Source organism: Sinorhizobium fredii NGR234 (assembly GCF_000018545.1).
GTDB classification, from domain to species: Bacteria; Pseudomonadota; Alphaproteobacteria; order Rhizobiales; family Rhizobiaceae; genus Sinorhizobium; species Sinorhizobium fredii_A.
This window is the reverse complement of record NC_012587.1, coordinates 2594181-2611417: the sequence shown is the minus strand read 5'-3', so window position 1 is coordinate 2611417 and position 17237 is coordinate 2594181. Positions and strand designations below refer to the sequence as shown.

Genomic DNA, 17237 nt, shown 5'->3' with positions numbered 1-17237 from the left:
GCGCAATTATGGTGGGCATTGCGCAGGCTTATGAAACGAGACCCGCTCGAATAATTGGGAGTAACAAAATGAAAAAGTCTCTCCTGTCGGCCGTGGCGCTGACAGCAATGGTCGCCTTCAGCGGCACCGCATGGGCTGATCTGCTGGTCGGCGTCGCTGGTCCGCTGACCGGCCCGAACGCGGCGTTCGGCGCCCAGCTCCAGAAAGGTGCTGAGCAGGCGGCTGCGGACATCAACGCAGCAGGTGGCATCAACGGCGAACAGATCAAGCTGGTCCTCGGCGACGACGTCTCCGACCCGAAGCAGGGCATCTCGGTCGCCAACAAGTTCGTTGCCGACGGTGTGAAGTTCGTGGTCGGCCACTTCAACTCTGGCGTGTCGATCCCGGCATCGGAAGTCTATGCCGAGAACGGCATCCTGGAAATCACGCCGTCTGCAACCAACCCGCAGTTCACCGAGCGCGGCATGTGGAACACCTTCCGCACCTGCGGCCGTGACGACCAGCAGGGTGCGGTTGCCGGCGCTTACCTCGCCGCCAACTTCAAGGACGCGAAGATCGCCATCATTCACGACAAGACGCCTTACGGCCAGGGTCTTGCCGATGAAACGAAGAAGGCGACCAACGAAGCGGGCCTCACCGAGGCTCTCTACGAAGGTATCAATATCGGCGACAAGGATTTCTCGGCGCTGATCGCCAAGATGAAGGAAGCCGGCGTCTCGGTCGTCTACTACGGCGGCCTGCACACCGAAGCCGGCCTCATCATGCGCCAGATGAAGGACCAGGGCCTGAAGGCTACCTTCATGTCGGGCGACGGCATCGTTTCGAACGAGCTGGCCTCGATCGCCGGCGACGCTGTCGACGGCACGCTGATGACCTTCGCTCCGGATCCGCGTAAGAACCCGGCTTCCAAGGAACTCGTCGAGAAGTTCCGCGCCGCCGGCTTCGAGCCGGAAGCCTACACGCTCTATTCCTACGCCGCCCTGCAGGTGATCGCCGATGCCGCCAAGGCTGCCGGCGGCAACGATCCGCAGGCCGTTGCCGAAGCGATCAAAGCCAAGGGTCCGTTCAAGACCGCGATCGGCGAACTCGGCTATGACGAAAAGGGCGACATCACTCGCCCGGACTACGTCATGTACACCTGGAAGAAGGGTGAGGACGGCAAGTTCAGCTACTTCCAGAACGAATAGTATCGTTCCGCGCTTTAACAGCGGATGCAAGGGCCCGGTGCGCAAGCGCCGGGCCTTTTGCTTTTCGCGTTGCCGGAACCGTTGTCGGTGAGTGCATGCTGCGGGCGTTTCCGGCGCGAGCGCGGGCCTGGCGCTGGTGACATGAAGTGCTGAATCTCTCCGATAGGCGGTTGCGCCCCTCTCACTTATAAAACTATAGATAAAATCAGATTCTATCTATATCGATGTTCTACAGCGGAGGGGATAGCCACGAATGCGGAACGAGATCGCAACGAGCGGAGCCAATTCCGAGAATTCCACGGCCGGTGGGGCGCATTGGAATCTCGTCGAGGCAAGAAAAATCTATAATTTGCCCTTTAACGACCTGCTGTTCCGTGCCCAGTCCGTCCACCGCGCCCATTTCGATCCGAACGCCGTGCAGATGAGCCGGCTGCTATCGATCAAGACCGGCGGCTGCGCGGAGGATTGCGGCTATTGCAGCCAGTCGGCGCATTATCCGACCGGCCTCAAGGCATCGAAGCTGATGGAGGTCGAGCGGGTGATTGCCGAGGCGCGCAGGGCCAAGGAAGGCGGCGCGACGCGCTATTGCATGGGGGCCGCCTGGCGCAGCCCTAAGGAACGCGACATGGAGGTGATCGTCGCCATGGTCCGCGGCGTCAGGTCGCTCGGCATGGAAGCCTGTATGACGCTCGGCATGCTGTCGCCGCAACAATCGGAGCGGCTCGCCGATGCGGGGCTCGACTACTACAACCATAATGTCGATACCTCGGAGCGCTTCTACAGCGAGATCATCACCACTCGCACTTTCGCCGACCGGCTGGACACGCTCGCCAATGTCCGCGAGGCGGGCATCAAGGTCTGCGCCGGCGGCATACTGGGGATGGGCGAAACGGTCGAGGATCGCATCTCGATGCTGGTGACGCTCGCCAATCTGCCAGCCGCGCCGGAAAGCGTGCCGATCAACATGCTGATCCCGATACCCGGGTCGAAGCTTGCCGACGCGGCGCCCGTCGATCCGATCGATTTCGTCCGGACGATCGCGCTCGCCCGCATCCTGATGCCGCTGTCCCATGTCCGCCTTTCGGCCGGCCGCACGGAGATGTCCGACGAGATGCAGGCGCTCTGTTTCTTTGCCGGAGCGAATTCGATCTTCGTCGGCGAAACGCTGTTGACTGCCGACAATCCCGGTGAAGACCACGATGCGGCGCTGTTCCGCCGCCTCGGGCTCAAGCCGATGGCACTGGAACAGGCCGAGATGGAGCCCGCCGAATGATCTCGCACGGTCTCGGCCGCTACGAGAAGACCCTGGCGGGACTCGGGCGCAAGGGGCGACGGCGAGCGCTTGTCGGCCAAGGGGGGCTTGATTTCACCTCGAACGACTATCTGGGCCTTGCCAACTCGCCGCGCCTGAAGGCGGCGATCGTATCGGCGCTCGAGCGCGGCGTGCCGGTCGGGGCCGGCGGATCGCGACTGCTGCGCGGCAATCACCCCGAGCACGAAGCACTCGAGGCGGAGGCGGCTGAATTCTTCGGTTCGGATCGGGTACTGTTCTTCGGCAGCGGCTATGCCGCCAATGTTGCTCTGTTTTCGACCCTGCCGCAGCGCGACGACATCATCGTCCACGACGCACTGATCCATGCGAGCGCCCATGAGGGGATCGCGGCAAGCAAGGCAACAGCGGTAGCTGCCAGGCACAATGACGTCGAGGCCTTCGCCGACGCGATTCGCAGGTGGCGTAGCGCCGGCGGAACGGGGCACCCATGGATTGCCGTCGAAAGCCTCTATTCGATGGACGGCGACCGGGCGCCGCTCGTGGAGCTTGCCATGCTCGCCGAACAGCACGACGGCTTTCTGGTCATCGACGAGGCGCATGCCACGGGCATTTTCGGTCCCGGCGGCCGCGGGTTTTCGGCGGCGCTCGATGGCCGGGAAAATGTGGTCGTGCTGCATACCTGCGGCAAGGCGCTCGGTGTCTCCGGCGCGTTGCTCGGTGCCAGCGCAATCCTGTGCGACTATCTCGTCAACCGCGCCCGCGGCTTCATCTATTCGACCGCGCCGTCGCCGCTGACCGCGGCGGCAGTTCGCGAGGCCTTGCGGATCACTGCCGACGAGCCGCAGCGGCGGGCGGAATTCGATGCGCTCAGCACCTTTGCCAATGCGGCACTTGCCGCAACGCTCGGCGTCGAAGGCAGCGGATCGCAGATCCTGCCGGTCATGATCGGCGACAATGGCCGCGCCGTGAGGATTGCGGATCGCCTGCGCAACGAAGGCTTCGACATCCGGGCGATCCGCCCGCCGACGGTCCCCGAAGGCACGGCGCGGCTCCGGATCGCCATCACGCTGAATGTCGACAGGCCGGCGGTCGCTGAGATGCTGGAAAGCCTGAAGGTGGCGATGGCGGAGGAACGATGATGGCATCCCGCGTCGTCATTACCGGCACGGATACCGGCATCGGCAAGACCGTCTTTGCCGCTGCGCTCACCGATGCGCTTTCGGGCTGCTACTGGAAACCGGTGCAGGCCGGGCTCGACGGCGAAACGGACAGCGAAACGGTCCGGCGGCTCGGCCGCATAGAGCCTCGCCGCATCCTGCCGGAAGCCTACAGGCTCGGCACACCGGCTTCGCCGCATCTCTCCGCCAGGCTCGACGGCGTGACGATCCTGCCCGATAGCCTTACACCCCCTCTGGTCGATGCGCCGCTTGTCATCGAAGGGGCGGGCGGGCTGCTGGTGCCGTTGACGGAGCGGACCCTCTTTGCCGATGTCTTCCAGCGCTGGCAAATTCCGGTTGTCCTCTGCGCCCGTACGGAACTCGGCACGATCAACCACACGCTGCTGTCGCTCGAGGCGCTGCGGGTCCGGTCGATACCGATCGTTGGCGTCGCCTTCATCGGCGACGAACGGCCGGACACGGAGGATATCATCGGAAAACTGGGGCATGTCCGTGTGCTCGGGCGGCTGCCGCGACTCGATTCGCTGAACCCGGACACTCTCAGGCAGGCCTTCCGCGAGCAATTTGAGATCAGCCAATTCCGCGAGGCGCTGGCATGAGCGGCTCCCCGGTCTGGCACCCCTTCACCCAGCACGCCCTGGAACCGGCGATGAAGCGTATCGTCCGCACCGAAGACGCCTATCTCATTGACGAGGATGGAACACGCATTCTCGATGCGATCTCGTCCTGGTGGGTGATTACCCATGGCCACCGGCACCCGGCGATCATGGAGGCGATCCGGCGCGCCGCCGAAAGCTACGATCAGGTGATTTTTGCCGAATACACCCACGCGCCGGCGGAGGAACTGGCCAGGGGGCTGATCGAGATCGCACCTGCGGGACTGGAGCACGTCTTCTATTCCGACAGCGGCTCGACGGCCGTCGAAGTGGCGCTGAAGATGGCGCTTGGCTATTTCCACAATATCGGCGCGCCGCGCAGCCGCGTCTCAGTGATGGAGCACAGTTACCACGGCGATACGATCGGCACGATGTCGGTCGGCGAGCGCGGTGTCTTCAATGCGGCTTATGAGCCGTTCCTCTTTGCCGTCGACCGCTTGCCGTTTCCCGAAGCCGGTCGCGAACAGCAGACGCTCGACGCCTTCGAGGCATTTTGCGCTTCCGGCCAGGTGGCGGCGCTCATTGTCGAGCCGCTGATTCTCGGCGCCGGCGGAATGAAGATCTATCCGGCCGTCGTCCTTGCAGAACTGAAGCGGATTGCCGAACGGCATGGCACTCTGCTGATTGCCGACGAAGTGATGACCGGCTGGGGCCGTACCGGCACTCTGTTCGCCTGCGAGCAGGCGGGGATCGCGCCCGACATCCTGTGCACGTCGAAGGGCTTGACCGGCGGCGCGCTGCCGCTCGCCGCAACGCTTTGCACGGCCGAGATATTCGACGCGCACCTGTCGACCGACCGTTGCCGGACGTTCTTTCATTCCAGTTCCTATACGGCCAATCCGATCGCCTGCGCGGCGGCCGTCGCCAATCTCGCCGTCTGGAAGGCGGAGCCGGTCGGTGGACGCATCGAATCGCTCGCCGCGAAGCATCGGCACCATCTGCAGCGGTTCGGCGCCGATCCGCGCTTCGCCAACGTTCGCCAGACCGGTACGATCGCCGCGCTCGACCTTTGCGTGCCGGCTGAGGGCTATCTGTCGGAAGTCGGACCGCGGCTCAGGGCGTTCTTCCGCGAACGCAGGCTGCTCATCCGCCCGCTCGGCAATGTCATCTACCTGATGCCGCCCTATTGCGTCGCCGATGCCGATCTCGACCGGGCCTATGAGGCGATCGACGCGGCTGCGGCAGCCTTCAGCGGGGGGCGGCTGTGAGTACCATTCGCTCCTCCCGCCTTGCCGGCTTCGGCCATTCGGTGCCGGCGCGGCGTGTCGACAATGCCGAGATCGAAACGCAACTCGGCCTCGAGCCGGGCTGGATCGAGCGGCGCACCGGCATCCGGGCGCGGCGCTGGGTCGAGGCGGGCGATACGCTGAGCCGTCTTGCGGCCAAGGCCGGCGAAGCCGCGCTCAACGAAGCGGGGATTTCGCGGGGCGACATCGCCTTGACGCTGCTTGCCACCTCGACCCCCGATCACCTGCTGCCGCCCTCGGCGCCGCTGCTCGCCCATCGCCTCGGGCTTGCCAATTCCGGTGCGATCGACCTGGCCGGCGCCTGTTCGGGTTTCCTATACGCGCTGACGCTTGCCGACGGTTTCGTCCGCGCGCAGGGAAAACCGGTCCTCGTCGTTGCCGCCAACATTCTGAGCCGCCGCATCAACCCGGCAGAGAGGGCAAGCGCCGTGCTCTTCGCCGATGCCGCCGGCGCCGTCGTCGTCGCGCCCTCGAACGATTCGGACAGGGGGCTCGTCGGCGTCGATCTGGCGTCGGACGGGAGCGGCTACGATCTGATCACGATTCCGGCCGGCGGCAGCAGCCGGCCATTTGCGCCGGGCATGGCGGCGGAGGATGTGCTGATGACGATGCGCGACGGGCGGGAGGTGTTCGTCCGCGCCGTCGAGATGATGTCGACTTGCGCTACCCGAGCGCTCGCCGCCGCGGGTCTTGGCCCAACGGAGGTCAGCCGCTTCGTGCCTCACCAGGCGAATGTCCGGATCTTCGACGCTGTCTGCGGCAATCTGGACATCGATCCGTCGAAGACCGTGCGCACCATAGAGGAATATGGCAACTCGTCGGCGGCGACGATCCCGCTGTCGCTCTCGCTCGCGCACAGGGCAAAGCCGTTCGCTGCTGGTGAAAAGCTCTTGCTGACCGCGGCCGGCGCGGGGCTGAGCGGCGGGGCGGTGGTCGTCGGACTTTAGAGAGCTGGATGCGCTCACATACGTTCGCGCCGCCGCTCTAAACCTTTGTTTTTGCAGCATTTGTGCGACGTCAGGTGATTCCACCTGACTGCAAAATGCTCTAGTCCGCCTAGCGCAGCAGCGAGGCGCGGAGTGCTGCAATCTCCTGCTTGAGCCGACCGATCTCGGTGGGCTGCATTCCGGTCGCATCTATGATGCCGCACGGAACGGTGCCAGCCCTTGCCTTCAGCGCCCGGCCGGTCTCCGTCAGGCGCACGCGCACCTGCCGCTCATCAGTCCGGTCACGGACCCTCGAAATGTATCCTATGGCCTCGAGTCGCTTCAGCATCGGCGTGAGCGTGCTCGACTCGAGGAAGAGTTTCTCGCCGAGACCGCCGACAGTCTGGTCATCTTTCTCCCACAGTACAACCATCACGAGATATTGTGGGTAGGTGAGGCCCAGTTCGTCGAGCAGCGGCTTGTAGACGCGCGTGAATGCGTGATTTGCGGAATAGATCGCAAAGCACAGGAAATTATCCAGCTTCATCAGGTCTTCGGGGGAGGGGGTATCTGCCTTCGCCATGGTCTTTTCCAACGTTCCGATGAAATAGAATAAATCGTTGGCGATATAATCGCAAGATATTGACATGAGCGGTTTGCCGCGATAAGCATTGTGCACGATTTAATCGCCATCGATGCAAAGTGGTTCTGTCAAGAACAGAGCGTCCATCGTGGCTATTATATCGTGCACGATTTAATAGCGGTCTCGCGAAAGGAGCAATTCGATGACGAAGGTCCAGAATGGTACGGCTACGGTATCCAGGAGAGAAATGTTGGCGGGCGCACTCGGCGCCGCCAGCGCGGCCGCCGCACTCTCCGTCTCCCAGCCGGCCGCGGCAGCGGATAAAGTGCAGCCATCAACAACGGAAGGAGCAAGGACCATGGGAAGCAGGATCACCACTCGCGACGGCGTTGAAATCTATTACAAGGACTGGGGCCCGAAGGACGGTCCGGTCGTCATCCTCAGCCACGGCTGGCCGCTGTCGTCCGATAGCTGGGAAGCTCAGGCCTTCCATCTGGCCAACAACGGTTTCCGCGTCGTCACCCACGACCGTCGCGGCCACGGCCGGTCCAGCCAGCCGTGGGACGGCAACGACATGGACCACTATGCGGACGACCTCGCCGACCTGATCGAGCACCTGGACCTGAAGGATATATTCCTCGCCGGCTTCTCCACCGGCGGTGGCGAAGTCGCTCGCTATATCGGCCGCCACGGGACCAGCCGCGTTGCCAAGGCCGGCCTGATCTCTGCGGTTCCGCCGCTGATGGTCAAGACCGACACGAACCCGGGCGGCCTGCCCAAGGACGTTTTCGATGGCTTGCAGGCCGCAAGCCTCGCCGATCGCTCGCAGCTCTATAAGGACATCGCTTCGGGACCCTTCTTCGGCTTCAACCGGCCGGGCGCCAAGCCTTCGCAGGGCATGATCGACAGCTTCTGGGTGCAGGGCATGACGGCCGGCCACAAGAACACCTATGATTCGATCGTCGCCTTCTCGCAGACCGACTTCACCGAGGACCTGAAGAAATTCGACGTGCCGACGCTCATCGTCCATGGCGATGACGACCAGATCGTGCCGATCGACGCCGCCGCCCGGGCCTCGAAGAAGCTCATTCCGCATGCGGAGCTGAAGGTCTATCCGGGCGGCCCGCACGGCATCACGGATACTCACAAGGAGCAGCTGAACAAGGACCTGCTTGAGTTCGCCCGGTCCTAGTGTCAGGGTGACAGCCGGGAGGGCGCCGCATGCCGGCGCTCTCCCTTTTGTTGGTAAAGCTAGCGGTCCCGCTTCTATTTGTAGCTGCCGCCTGCCAGGCCTTCCGAAAGCAAGATTGTGCTTGCGAAACAGAGGCTTGACTTTCGGCATGCCATTTCAGACGATGCCGCATTACGATGCACGTCGCAGGGGCGTGCCGGCAGGGAACATCTGAAGACCTTGAGTGACGCGGCGATCATCGCCCCGCAAAGGGCGTGGGGTAAGGGACGGCTTGTCACCAAGTCCGAAAGGGGGCGCACGCGCATCGCCGAACTCTATCAGGAAGGTTGCGCCAAGATCCGTCTGCCGAAGACCTTCGACGCCTCGATGGAAGCGGTGCTCATCAATTCTTCGGGCGGCGTCACCGGTGGCGACCGGCTCGACTGGGAGTTCGTGGCCGGCGCGGGGACGAGCCTGACGCTGACCACGCAGGCCTGCGAGAAGATCTACAAGGCAAGCGCCGGTACGGCGGAAATCTCGACGCGCATATCGGTCGCTGCCGGGGGGCGCGTCGACTGGCTGCCGCAGGAAACCATCCTCTTCGACCGCGCTTCGCTGTCGCGCTCGCTCGAGGTGGACCTGGCGCCCGACGCGAGCTTCCTCGCGGTTGAGGCGGTGCTTCTGGGTCGCAAGGCGATGGGCGAGGCGGTGCATGCCGGCCTGTTTCGCGACCGCTGGCGGGTGCGGAGCGGCGGCAGGCTTGTTCATGCGGAGAACCTGACGCTTGCCGACGACATGGCGAAGCTTGCCGCGAGGCCCGCAACGCTCGGTGGCGCTGCGGCCTTCGTCACGCTCCTTTATGTCGCGCCGGACTGCGAAGCCATGCTTTCGAAGCTGCGCGGCATGCTCGCGCCGGTCGTGCAGGCGGGCGTCAGCCACTACAAGGTCGGCGGTCGCGACAAGCTCGTCGCCCGTGTCGCCGCTGCCGATGGATTCGAGCTTAGAAAAATCCTCGTCCCGCTTATTTCGCACTTGCGTAAGGACGCGTCTGTGCCGAAAGTCTGGACTCTCTGATCCCGCAATCAATCCCGGATAGCGACGCATGAATCTCACTCCGCGCGAAAAAGACAAACTGTTGATTTCAATGGCGGCAATGGTGGCGCGCCGGCGGCTGGAGCGTGGCGTCAAGCTCAACCATCCCGAGGCGATCGCCTTGATCACCGATTTCGTCGTCGAGGGGGCCCGCGACGGCCGTTCCGTTGCCGAACTGATGGAGGCCGGCGCGCATGTGCTGACCCGCGACCAGGTGATGGAGGGCATTGCGGAAATGATCCACGACATCCAGATCGAGGCGACTTTCCCGGATGGGACGAAGCTCGTCACCGTTCACGAACCCATCCGCTAGGAGGAAATCATGCTCAGCCTGCGCCCGAACTGCGAATGCTGCGATCGCGACCTGCCGCCCGAAAGCAGGCAGGCGATGATCTGCACCTTCGAATGCACCTTCTGCGTCGATTGCGCCGAGGCGAAGCTCTCCGGGATCTGCCCGAACTGCAGCGGCGAGCTGGTCCGCCGGCCGGTGCGCCCGGCGGCGATGCTGAAGAAGTATCCGGCTTCGACGGAGCGCGTGCTGAAACCGCAAGGCTGCGCGTCAGAGAAGGCTGCGTAAGGGGACACGAACATGATACCGGGCGAGATCATCGCGGCCGCTGGCGACATCGAACTCAATGGCGGTCTTCCGACCATCACCATCGAGGTTTCCAACTCCGGCGACAGGCCAGTGCAGGTCGGTAGTCACTATCACTTTGCAGAAACTAATCCCGGCCTGATCTTCGACCGTGACGCGGCGCGCGGCAGGCGGCTCGATATCCCGGCCGGCACGGCCGTGCGCTTCGAACCTGGACAGACACGGCAGGTCACGCTGATCCCGCTTTCCGGCAAGCGCGAGGTCTTCGGCTTCCGCCAGCAGGTCATGGGCAAACTATGAGAGCGGCCGCACCCGCCATCGGCCTGCTGCTCGTTCTTGCGACCTCTGCCTTTGCTCAGGAGCCCGAGGTGGACTGCCAAAAGGCGGAGACGCAGATGGATCTGAACATTTGCGCCGATCGGGAGTATCAGGCGGCGGACGCGGATCTCAACAAGACCTACGGCAAGGCGATCGCCGCGATGCGCGAAACCGACAAGGAACTCGGTGACATCGACGCCGCCTATGTCGGTGCCGTCGAAGCCTTGAAAAAGGCGCAGCGGGCCTGGATCGGCTACCGCGACGGTCAGTGCGAGCTCGCTGGCTTCGAGGCGCGGGGCGGCTCGATGGAGCCCATGCTGGTTTCCGGCTGCCTCGCGGAACTGACCCGAAAGCGCACTGCCGAATTAAAAGAACTCCTCGAGGCTCAAGGGAACTGACCGTTGCGAAGCCGGCGCGTCATCATGATCGTTGGCAATGGCGAGGTGCCGGAAGGCGCTGCCGCGACGATCGATGCCGCCGATCTGGTGATCCGCTTCAACGACTGCCGTTCGGTCGGCCGCGGCGGAACCAGAACCGACGTGGTCGCCGTCTGCAACACCGGCCGCCCCGCCTTGTCGATGCTCGGCGGCGGGCGCTGGAAGACGAGCGCGCCGGTGCGGCAGGCGCGCGAAATCTGGAGCGTGCGTTCCGCTGCAAAGTTCGCGGCGATGCGCGCAGCGCTGGCCAACACCCATCCGGATCTCGACGATTTCTGTGATGACTACACCACCGGCTTCGAGAGCTTCGCACGGGCGACGGGGCGGCCGCACCGGATCGTGCCTGCCGCGACGCACGAGCGGCTGGAGCAAGACCTCGCCCGGTTCGGGCCGGCGCCCTACGTCGCCCCGTCGAGCGGCCTGGTGGTGATCGCCGACATCCTGTCCGGCATCGCCTCCGCAGACGACGAGATCGTGTTGGCCGGTTTCGGCCATTCTGGCTGGGAGTGGCATCCCTTCGCCGCCGAGCGCCGCTATGTCGATGCGCTCGCTGCCGCGGGGCGGCTGCGTCGCCTCAATCCATTGCCTACCTCAGACTTGTCCCAAGGAGCCTGACCCATGTCCTACAAAATGTCGCGTGCGGCCTATGCCAACATGTTCGGTCCGACCGTCGGCGACAAGGTGCGGCTTGCCGATACGGAACTCTTCATCGAGGTCGAGAAGGACTTCACCACCTATGGCGAGGAGGTGAAGTTCGGCGGCGGCAAGGTCATCCGTGACGGTATGGGCCAGAGCCAGGTGTCGCGCGAGGGCGGCGCGGTCGACACGGTCATCACCAATGCGCTGATCGTCGACCACTGGGGGATCGTCAAGGCGGATATCGGGCTCAAGGACGGCCGGATCGCCGCAATCGGCAAGGCCGGCAATCCGGATACGCAGCCGGGCGTGAACATCATCGTCGGCCCGGGCACCGAGGCGATCGCCGGCGAGGGCAAGATCGTCACCGCCGGCGGCATGGACAGCCACATCCATTTCATCTGCCCGCAGCAGATCGAAGAGGCGCTGATGAGCGGGTTGACCTGCATGCTGGGCGGCGGCACGGGCCCGGCGCACGGCACGCTGGCGACGACCTGCACGCCGGGGCCGTGGCACATCGCCCGGATGATCGAGGCGGCCGATGCCTTCCCGATGAATCTCGCCTTTGCCGGTAAGGGCAACGCCTCGCTGCCCGGCGCGCTCGTCGAAATGGTGCTCGGCGGCGCCACCTCGCTGAAGCTGCACGAGGATTGGGGTACGACGCCCGGGGCGATCGATTGCTGCCTCTCGGTTGCCGACGAATACGACGTGCAGGTGATGATCCACACCGATACGCTGAACGAGAGCGGCTTCGTCGAGGATACGATCGCGGCGATCAAGGGGCGGACAATTCACGCCTTCCACACCGAAGGGGCCGGCGGCGGCCACGCGCCGGACATCATCAAAATCTGCGGTCAGCCGAACGTCATCCCGTCCTCGACCAACCCGACGCGGCCCTATACGCAGAACACGCTTGCCGAGCATCTCGACATGTTGATGGTCTGCCATCACCTGTCGCCGTCGATCCCGGAGGATATCGCCTTTGCCGAGAGCCGTATCCGCAAGGAGACGATCGCGGCGGAAGACATCCTTCACGACATCGGCGCCTTCTCGATCATCTCCTCCGACAGCCAGGCGATGGGCCGCGTCGGCGAGGTGGCGATCCGCACCTGGCAGACGGCCGACAAGATGAAGCGCCAGCGCGGCCGGCTGAAGGAGGAGACCGGCGACAACGACAATTTCCGCGTCAGGCGTTACGTCGCCAAATATACGATCAACCCGGCGATCGCCCATGGCCTCAGCCACGAGATCGGCTCGCTCGAAGTCGGCAAGCGCGCCGATCTGGTCATCTGGAATCCGGCCTTTTTCGGCGTCAAGCCGGACATGGTGCTGCTCGGCGGCACGATCGCGGCGGCGCCGATGGGCGATCCGAACGCCTCCATCCCGACGCCGCAGCCGGTCCACTACCGGCCGATGTTCGGCGCCTATGGCCGGAGCCGGACGAATTCCTCGGTCACCTTCGTCTCGCAGGCCTCGCTCGATGCCGGACTGGCGGGAAGACTCGGCGTCGCCAAGGAACTCGTCGCCGTCCAGAACACCCGTGGCGGCATCGGCAAGGCGTCGATGATCCACAACAGCCTGACGCCGCATATCGAGGTCGATCCGGAGACCTATGAGGTGCGCGCCGACGGCGTGCTGCTGACCTGCGAACCGGCGACCGTGCTGCCGATGGCGCAGCGGTACTTCCTGTTCTAGACGCTTATTTCCGCCGCTGCGCAATTGAAGCGCTTGCAGCTGTCCCGGTCATCCTCATTACCCCGTTGCCCGCGACAGTGAGCGGAATGCTGGTTCCGCAAATGCTTGTGCCCAGCTATGCATCAGCTGATGACGCCAAGCCTACAACAAGCGAGCGTCGAGAGCGCCATGCCGTTGCTTAAGGGCCGATCTGATCTGATCAGCCTTTCATAGAGATGAGCTCCGGGAAGTCGTAGTAGCGGAGCCTCTTATCGCGGCAGCGGGAATCGCCCGGGCTTGAGTCGACCACTTTCCCATTTCGCAAGGCGATGCCGTTTATGTTTAATCGACCCGGGCGCTTGGTTTCCGTGACGAGTACACAGAACGCATAGATTCTGGCTTCTGGGTCGAGCAGCACTACACTCGATATCTGCGCGGTTTTGACCTCGCCGGGCTTGATTCCGGCTGTCCGAGCTAATCTTAGAAACTCTTTGCGCGCGGCTGACGATGGTGGAGTTTGGGATGCTAGTGCATTGATTCCAACACTTGGTGCCCACGTTTGACGGCCGCGATGATGTCGTCTGGGTCAGCTTTCCAGATGAACGGTCGCGGTTCTTGGTTGTGCTCTTTGATGAAGCGATTGATGGCCGCCTGCAGGTCGACGACGGAGTGAAAAACGCCGTGCTTGAGGCGCCGGCGTGTCAGCTTTGCGAAGAATCCCTCGACGGCATTCAGCCATGAACAGGATGTCGGAACGAAGTGGAAGGTCCATCGTGGATGTCTGGCCAGCCAGGCGCGGACTTTGGGTTGTTTGTGTGCCGCGTAGTTATCGAGGATCACATGGACCGCCTTATCCTTCGGGAGTTCGGCCTCAATGGCGTTGAGGAAACGGATGAACTCCTGATGCCGGTGGCGCTGCATGTTGCGGCCGATCACCGAGCCGTCGAGCACATTGAGGGCGGCAAACAGGGTGGTGGTGCCATGGCGTTTGTAATCATGGGTCATCGTGCCACCCCGACCCTTCTTCAAAGGAAGCCCCGGCTGGGTGCGGTCGAGCGCCTGGATCTGGCTCTTTTCGTCGACGGAAAGGACAATGGCATGGGCCGGCGGTGCGACGTAGAGCCCGACAACGTCATGCAGTTTCTCGGCAAAAGCCTTGTCATTCGACAGTTTGAAGCGGCGCCAGCGGTGCGGCGCAAGGCCATGCTCGTGCCAGATCTTGACGACCGAAGACGCCGCAATCCCGACCGCCTTTGCCATTGCACGAACGGTCCAGTGGGTGGCTTCCTGTTGGGGTGGCTCCAGCGTCAGCGCGACCACCTGCTCGACCAACTCACGCTCCAGGGGCGCGGTGCCCGGTGGCCGGCTCTTGTCACGCAGAAGACCATCGACGCCTTCGGCCATGAAACGCTCCTGCCATCGCCAGACGCAGGTCTTCGATTTGCCGGTCGCCGCCATAATCGCCACCGTTCCCAGGCCGTCGGCGCTTAACAGGATGATCCGCGCGCGCCACACATGTTTCTGCGGCGAACTGCGGTTCGCAACGATGGCTTCGAGGCGGGTTCTGTCGGAGGCTCTGACGTGAAATTCAATACCGGTGCGCATGCCTCAATCTTGCACACCGAACCCTCCTTGGGAATCCCAATCCGGAATCTTCTGTCTCGATCAATCCACTAGGACGGAATCCGGAGCAGGCGGTTGGCAGCCCGAGAGTAAGGCAGCGGCGAAACCAAGATAAAGGTATTTTAGCATTCAAAGTTCCCCAGCTATTTACCGCGCAGGTTGTAGCTGGCGCGTTGCAGCGCGGCAAGATCAAGGGCAGGTGATGGTTAAGCACGCCTTTCTTCGCACTGCCATGCATCAGCCGCATGGCTGCCATGCGGTGCCCGCTGAATCGGCGCTTTGATGCTGCACCGCAGCGGAATCTTCGCTAGAAGAGGCCTTCCCTTTCGCTGGCTGTCGTTCCTCCCGAGACATGACGGCCGGCTGCCCACTCGAAGGAGATGACCCTATGTTCGGCAGAAAAGTACCCGTTGTAACCTTCCGCACCCGCGTCCGCGACGAAGCCGTCGGCGGACCCAATCCGTTCCGCTGGCAGGATGTTTCGTCGGAGGACTATTTTGCCGGCAAGCGCGTCGTGCTGTTCTCGTTGCCGGGCGCCTTCACGCCGACCTGCTCGACCTATCAGCTGCCGGATTTCGAGAAACTGACGCCCGAGTTCCGCGCGCTCGGCATTGACGAGATCTATTGCATCTCGGTTAACGACGCCTTCGTCATGAACGCGTGGGGCAAGTCGCAGGGGCTCGAAAACGTCAAGCTCATTCCGGACGGCTCGGGCGAGTTCACCCGCAAGATGGGCATGCTGGTCGCCAAGGACAATCTCGGCTTCGGCATGCGCTCCTGGCGCTACGCCGCCGTCGTCAACAACGGCACGGTCGAGCAGTGGTTCGAGGAAGAGGGCTATTCCGACAATTGCGATAGCGATCCCTATGGCGTTTCCTCGCCGCAGAACATTCTCGACGCGCTGAAGTCGCAGAAGATCGCTGCCTGATCAGGCAATGTGATCATGAAGGCCCCGGCTGCCGCAATGAGGTTTGAAAGTCTCTTGGATTTTCGCCTTCTTGCTGGCGCCGGGGCTTTTTCTTGCTACTGCATGATTCCTTAAATCGGAATCGATTTAAGGATAAAAATCATGCAGCATTTCAAAGTGCTGCAGCGACCTTAGCGCGTCCGATTGGACGCGCGGCGCTGTAGAGTAAAGCGCGTCGGAGGCATGGAATTCAATGGTTTACGTCATCGCATATCTGAAAGCGCACCCGGGCAAGGGCGACGACGTCGTGGCGCATGCCGTGCCGCTGATCGACGCCACCCGCAAGGAAGAAGGCTGCACCAGCTACGATCTCTACCGCAAGCCCGCCGAACCGGACTCGCTGGTTTTCGTCGAAACCTGGAAGAGCCGGGCGGCCCTCGAGGTTCACTTTGCCGAGCCGCATCTGAAGGCCTTTCAGGTAGCCATGGCCGACCTCCTTGTCGAGGCTCGCGTCGAGGTCGTCCATCCGGACAAGGTCGAGGTCATCTGACATGCCCTACCGTTCGACGGAAATTCTTTCTCCCGGCCCTGCCGACAAGGCGCCGCTTCACCGGGTGACGCTCACCCACGACCAGCGGCATCTGCGCCGCAAGCTCCTGCATCTCGAAAACGACGACGTGGTGATGCTCGACCTCAAGGAAGCGGTAATGCTCGCCGACGGCGATCTGCTGGCGCTGGAGGGTGGCGGCTATATCGAAGTGAAGGCGGCTGAGGAGGCGCTCTACGAGATCCGTCCGCGCGACAGGCTGCATCTGATCGAACTCGCCTGGCACCTCGGCAACCGGCATCTGGCGGCGGCAATCGATGAGGGGCGGATCTTGATCGTCCGCGATCCGGTCATCCGCGCCATGCTCGAGGGCCTCGGAGCGACGGTGAACGAAGCGGTCGAGCCATTCCACCCCCTGCGCGGTGCCTATCACGGCACCGGCCATCATCACCATGGGCATGGTCACGACCCCCACCATGGCTGAAGAAGGCGCCACGCAAGCTCTGCTGCGCCTCGTCACCTGGCTGTCGCCCGCCTTTCCTGTCGGTGCCTTTTCCTATTCCGGCGGCTTGGAGCAGGCGGTTCACGACGGCCTCGTGACCAATGCCGACGATCTGCGGCTCTGGCTGGAAACACTCCTCAATCACGGCCCGCTCTGGAACGACGCGCTGCTTCTCGCCGAAAGCTACCGCAGCCACGCCGATACGACCGGACTGAGGGCGGTCGGCGAACTGGCAGAAGCGCTCGCCGGTTCCCGTGAACGGCACATGGAGACCATGCTACTTGGCGAAGCATTTCTTGCCGCCGCCGGCCATTGGCCGCATCCGGTGCTGGAGACGCTCGGGCCGACCGCCGCCTATCCTGTGGCGGTCGGCGCCGTCGCCGGTGCGCATCGGACCGGACTCGAGCCGACGCTTGCGGCCTATCTCAACGCTGCGGCATCGACTGCCGTATCGGTGGCCATCCGCTGTGGGGTGATCGGCCAGCGCGACGGCATCGGCGTGCTTGCCAGCCTCGAGGCAGAGATTGCCGCGGTTGCCGGCCGCGCCGCGTGCCGGTCGCTCGACGAGCTTGGCTCGGCCGCGATCATCGCCGATATTGCATCGCTCAGACATGAAACCCTGCATTCGCGCCTGTTCCGCTCCTAGTGGACGCGCCAGGAACGCCGTGCATCTTCGCAGTAGAAA

20 protein-coding genes are annotated in these 17237 nt (G+C 63.4%); 18 read left to right on the top strand and 2 right to left on the bottom strand.

From position 1 onward, the window contains the following. The first annotated feature begins 68 nt into the window (after positions 1-68). The 6 genes from NGR_RS23720 (at position 69) to NGR_RS23695 (ending at position 6488) form a co-directional block, all read left to right on the top strand. Positions 69-1187: a branched-chain amino acid ABC transporter substrate-binding protein gene (locus tag NGR_RS23720; protein WP_012709029.1), complete on the top strand. Its 1119-nt coding sequence runs from the start codon at positions 69-71 to the stop codon at positions 1185-1187. Positions 1188-1440: 253 nt separating this feature from the next. Then, a complete protein-coding gene (bioB, locus tag NGR_RS23715) occupies positions 1441-2460 on the top strand; it encodes a biotin synthase BioB (protein WP_012709028.1) in 1020 nt (339 codons plus the stop codon). Beyond that, positions 2457-3599, top strand: a complete 1143-nt coding sequence (locus NGR_RS23710; RefSeq protein WP_012709027.1) for an 8-amino-7-oxononanoate synthase — start codon at positions 2457-2459, stop codon at positions 3597-3599. The genes bioB and NGR_RS23710 overlap by 4 nt, the downstream gene beginning before the upstream one ends. Further along, positions 3599-4237, top strand: a complete 639-nt coding sequence (gene bioD / locus NGR_RS23705) for a dethiobiotin synthase (protein WP_164924666.1) — start codon at positions 3599-3601, stop codon at positions 4235-4237. The genes NGR_RS23710 and bioD overlap by 1 nt, the downstream gene beginning before the upstream one ends. After that, positions 4234-5502, top strand: a complete 1269-nt coding sequence (locus NGR_RS23700) for an adenosylmethionine--8-amino-7-oxononanoate transaminase (protein ID WP_012709025.1) — start codon at positions 4234-4236, stop codon at positions 5500-5502. Before bioD ends, NGR_RS23700 begins: the two co-directional genes overlap by 4 nt. After that, the gene (locus NGR_RS23695; RefSeq protein ID WP_012709024.1) at positions 5499-6488 is read left to right on the top strand and encodes a beta-ketoacyl-ACP synthase III; all 990 of its coding nucleotides are present in this window, start codon (positions 5499-5501) and stop codon (positions 6486-6488) included. Before NGR_RS23700 ends, NGR_RS23695 begins: the two co-directional genes overlap by 4 nt. A gap of 109 nt (positions 6489-6597) precedes the next feature. On the opposite strand, the gene NGR_RS23690 is transcribed toward NGR_RS23695, so the two are convergent. Further along, on the bottom strand, positions 6598-7050 hold the full coding sequence (locus tag NGR_RS23690) for a MarR family winged helix-turn-helix transcriptional regulator (RefSeq protein ID WP_164924665.1): 453 nt from the start codon (positions 7048-7050) through the stop codon (positions 6598-6600). Between the two features lie 202 nt (positions 7051-7252). Between NGR_RS23690 and NGR_RS23685 the strand changes: the two genes are divergently transcribed. The 8 genes from NGR_RS23685 to ureC all read left to right on the top strand — a co-directional run bounded on the left by NGR_RS23685 (position 7253) and on the right by ureC (position 12994). Beyond that, on the top strand, positions 7253-8242 hold the full coding sequence (locus NGR_RS23685; protein ID WP_164924446.1) for an alpha/beta fold hydrolase: 990 nt from the start codon (positions 7253-7255) through the stop codon (positions 8240-8242). A gap of 219 nt (positions 8243-8461) precedes the next feature. Continuing rightward, positions 8462-9295 (top strand): urease accessory protein UreD, encoded by an 834-nt coding sequence (locus tag NGR_RS23680; RefSeq protein WP_164924445.1) that lies wholly within the window; start codon positions 8462-8464, stop codon positions 9293-9295. A gap of 28 nt (positions 9296-9323) precedes the next feature. Beyond that, positions 9324-9626, top strand: coding sequence for an urease subunit gamma (locus NGR_RS23675; protein ID WP_012066611.1), 303 nt, complete (start codon positions 9324-9326; stop codon positions 9624-9626). 9 nt (positions 9627-9635) lie between these two features. Next, positions 9636-9890, top strand: a complete 255-nt coding sequence (locus NGR_RS23670; RefSeq protein WP_012709019.1) for a DUF1272 domain-containing protein — start codon at positions 9636-9638, stop codon at positions 9888-9890. Positions 9891-9902: 12 nt separating this feature from the next. Next, entirely contained in the window at positions 9903-10208 is a 306-nt protein-coding gene (locus tag NGR_RS23665) for an urease subunit beta (RefSeq protein ID WP_012709018.1), read from the top strand. After that, positions 10205-10624 carry a lysozyme inhibitor LprI family protein gene (locus tag NGR_RS23660; protein ID WP_012709017.1) on the top strand — a complete coding sequence of 140 codons (420 nt, stop codon included), beginning with the start codon at positions 10205-10207 and terminating at the stop codon, positions 10622-10624. Before NGR_RS23665 ends, NGR_RS23660 begins: the two co-directional genes overlap by 4 nt. Positions 10625-10627: 3 nt before the next feature. Beyond that, on the top strand, positions 10628-11278 hold the full coding sequence (locus NGR_RS23655) for an urease accessory protein (protein ID WP_012709016.1): 651 nt from the start codon (positions 10628-10630) through the stop codon (positions 11276-11278). A 3-nt stretch (positions 11279-11281) separates the two neighbouring features. Next, the gene (ureC, locus tag NGR_RS23650) at positions 11282-12994 is read left to right on the top strand and encodes an urease subunit alpha (RefSeq protein ID WP_012709015.1); all 1713 of its coding nucleotides are present in this window, start codon (positions 11282-11284) and stop codon (positions 12992-12994) included. Positions 12995-13498: 504 nt separating this feature from the next. Here ureC and NGR_RS23645 read toward each other — a convergent pair. Continuing rightward, positions 13499-14578 (bottom strand): IS630 family transposase, encoded by a 1080-nt coding sequence (locus NGR_RS23645; protein ID WP_012709013.1) that lies wholly within the window; start codon positions 14576-14578, stop codon positions 13499-13501. Between the two features lie 406 nt (positions 14579-14984). Here NGR_RS23645 and NGR_RS23640 point away from each other — a divergent pair, with 406 nt between their 5' ends. From NGR_RS23640 to NGR_RS23625, 4 genes are all read left to right on the top strand, one after another. Beyond that, a complete protein-coding gene (locus NGR_RS23640) occupies positions 14985-15524 on the top strand; it encodes a peroxiredoxin (protein WP_012709012.1) in 540 nt (179 codons plus the stop codon). Positions 15525-15756: 232 nt separating this feature from the next. Beyond that, positions 15757-16053, top strand: coding sequence for a putative quinol monooxygenase (locus tag NGR_RS23635; protein WP_012709011.1), 297 nt, complete (start codon positions 15757-15759; stop codon positions 16051-16053). Position 16054: 1 nt separating this feature from the next. After that, positions 16055-16534 (top strand): urease accessory protein UreE, encoded by a 480-nt coding sequence (gene ureE, locus NGR_RS23630; protein WP_012709010.1) that lies wholly within the window; start codon positions 16055-16057, stop codon positions 16532-16534. Then, positions 16527-17198: an urease accessory protein UreF gene (locus NGR_RS23625; RefSeq protein ID WP_164924444.1), complete on the top strand. Its 672-nt coding sequence runs from the start codon at positions 16527-16529 to the stop codon at positions 17196-17198. The genes ureE and NGR_RS23625 overlap by 8 nt, the downstream gene beginning before the upstream one ends. The last annotated feature ends 39 nt before the right edge of the window (positions 17199-17237 follow it).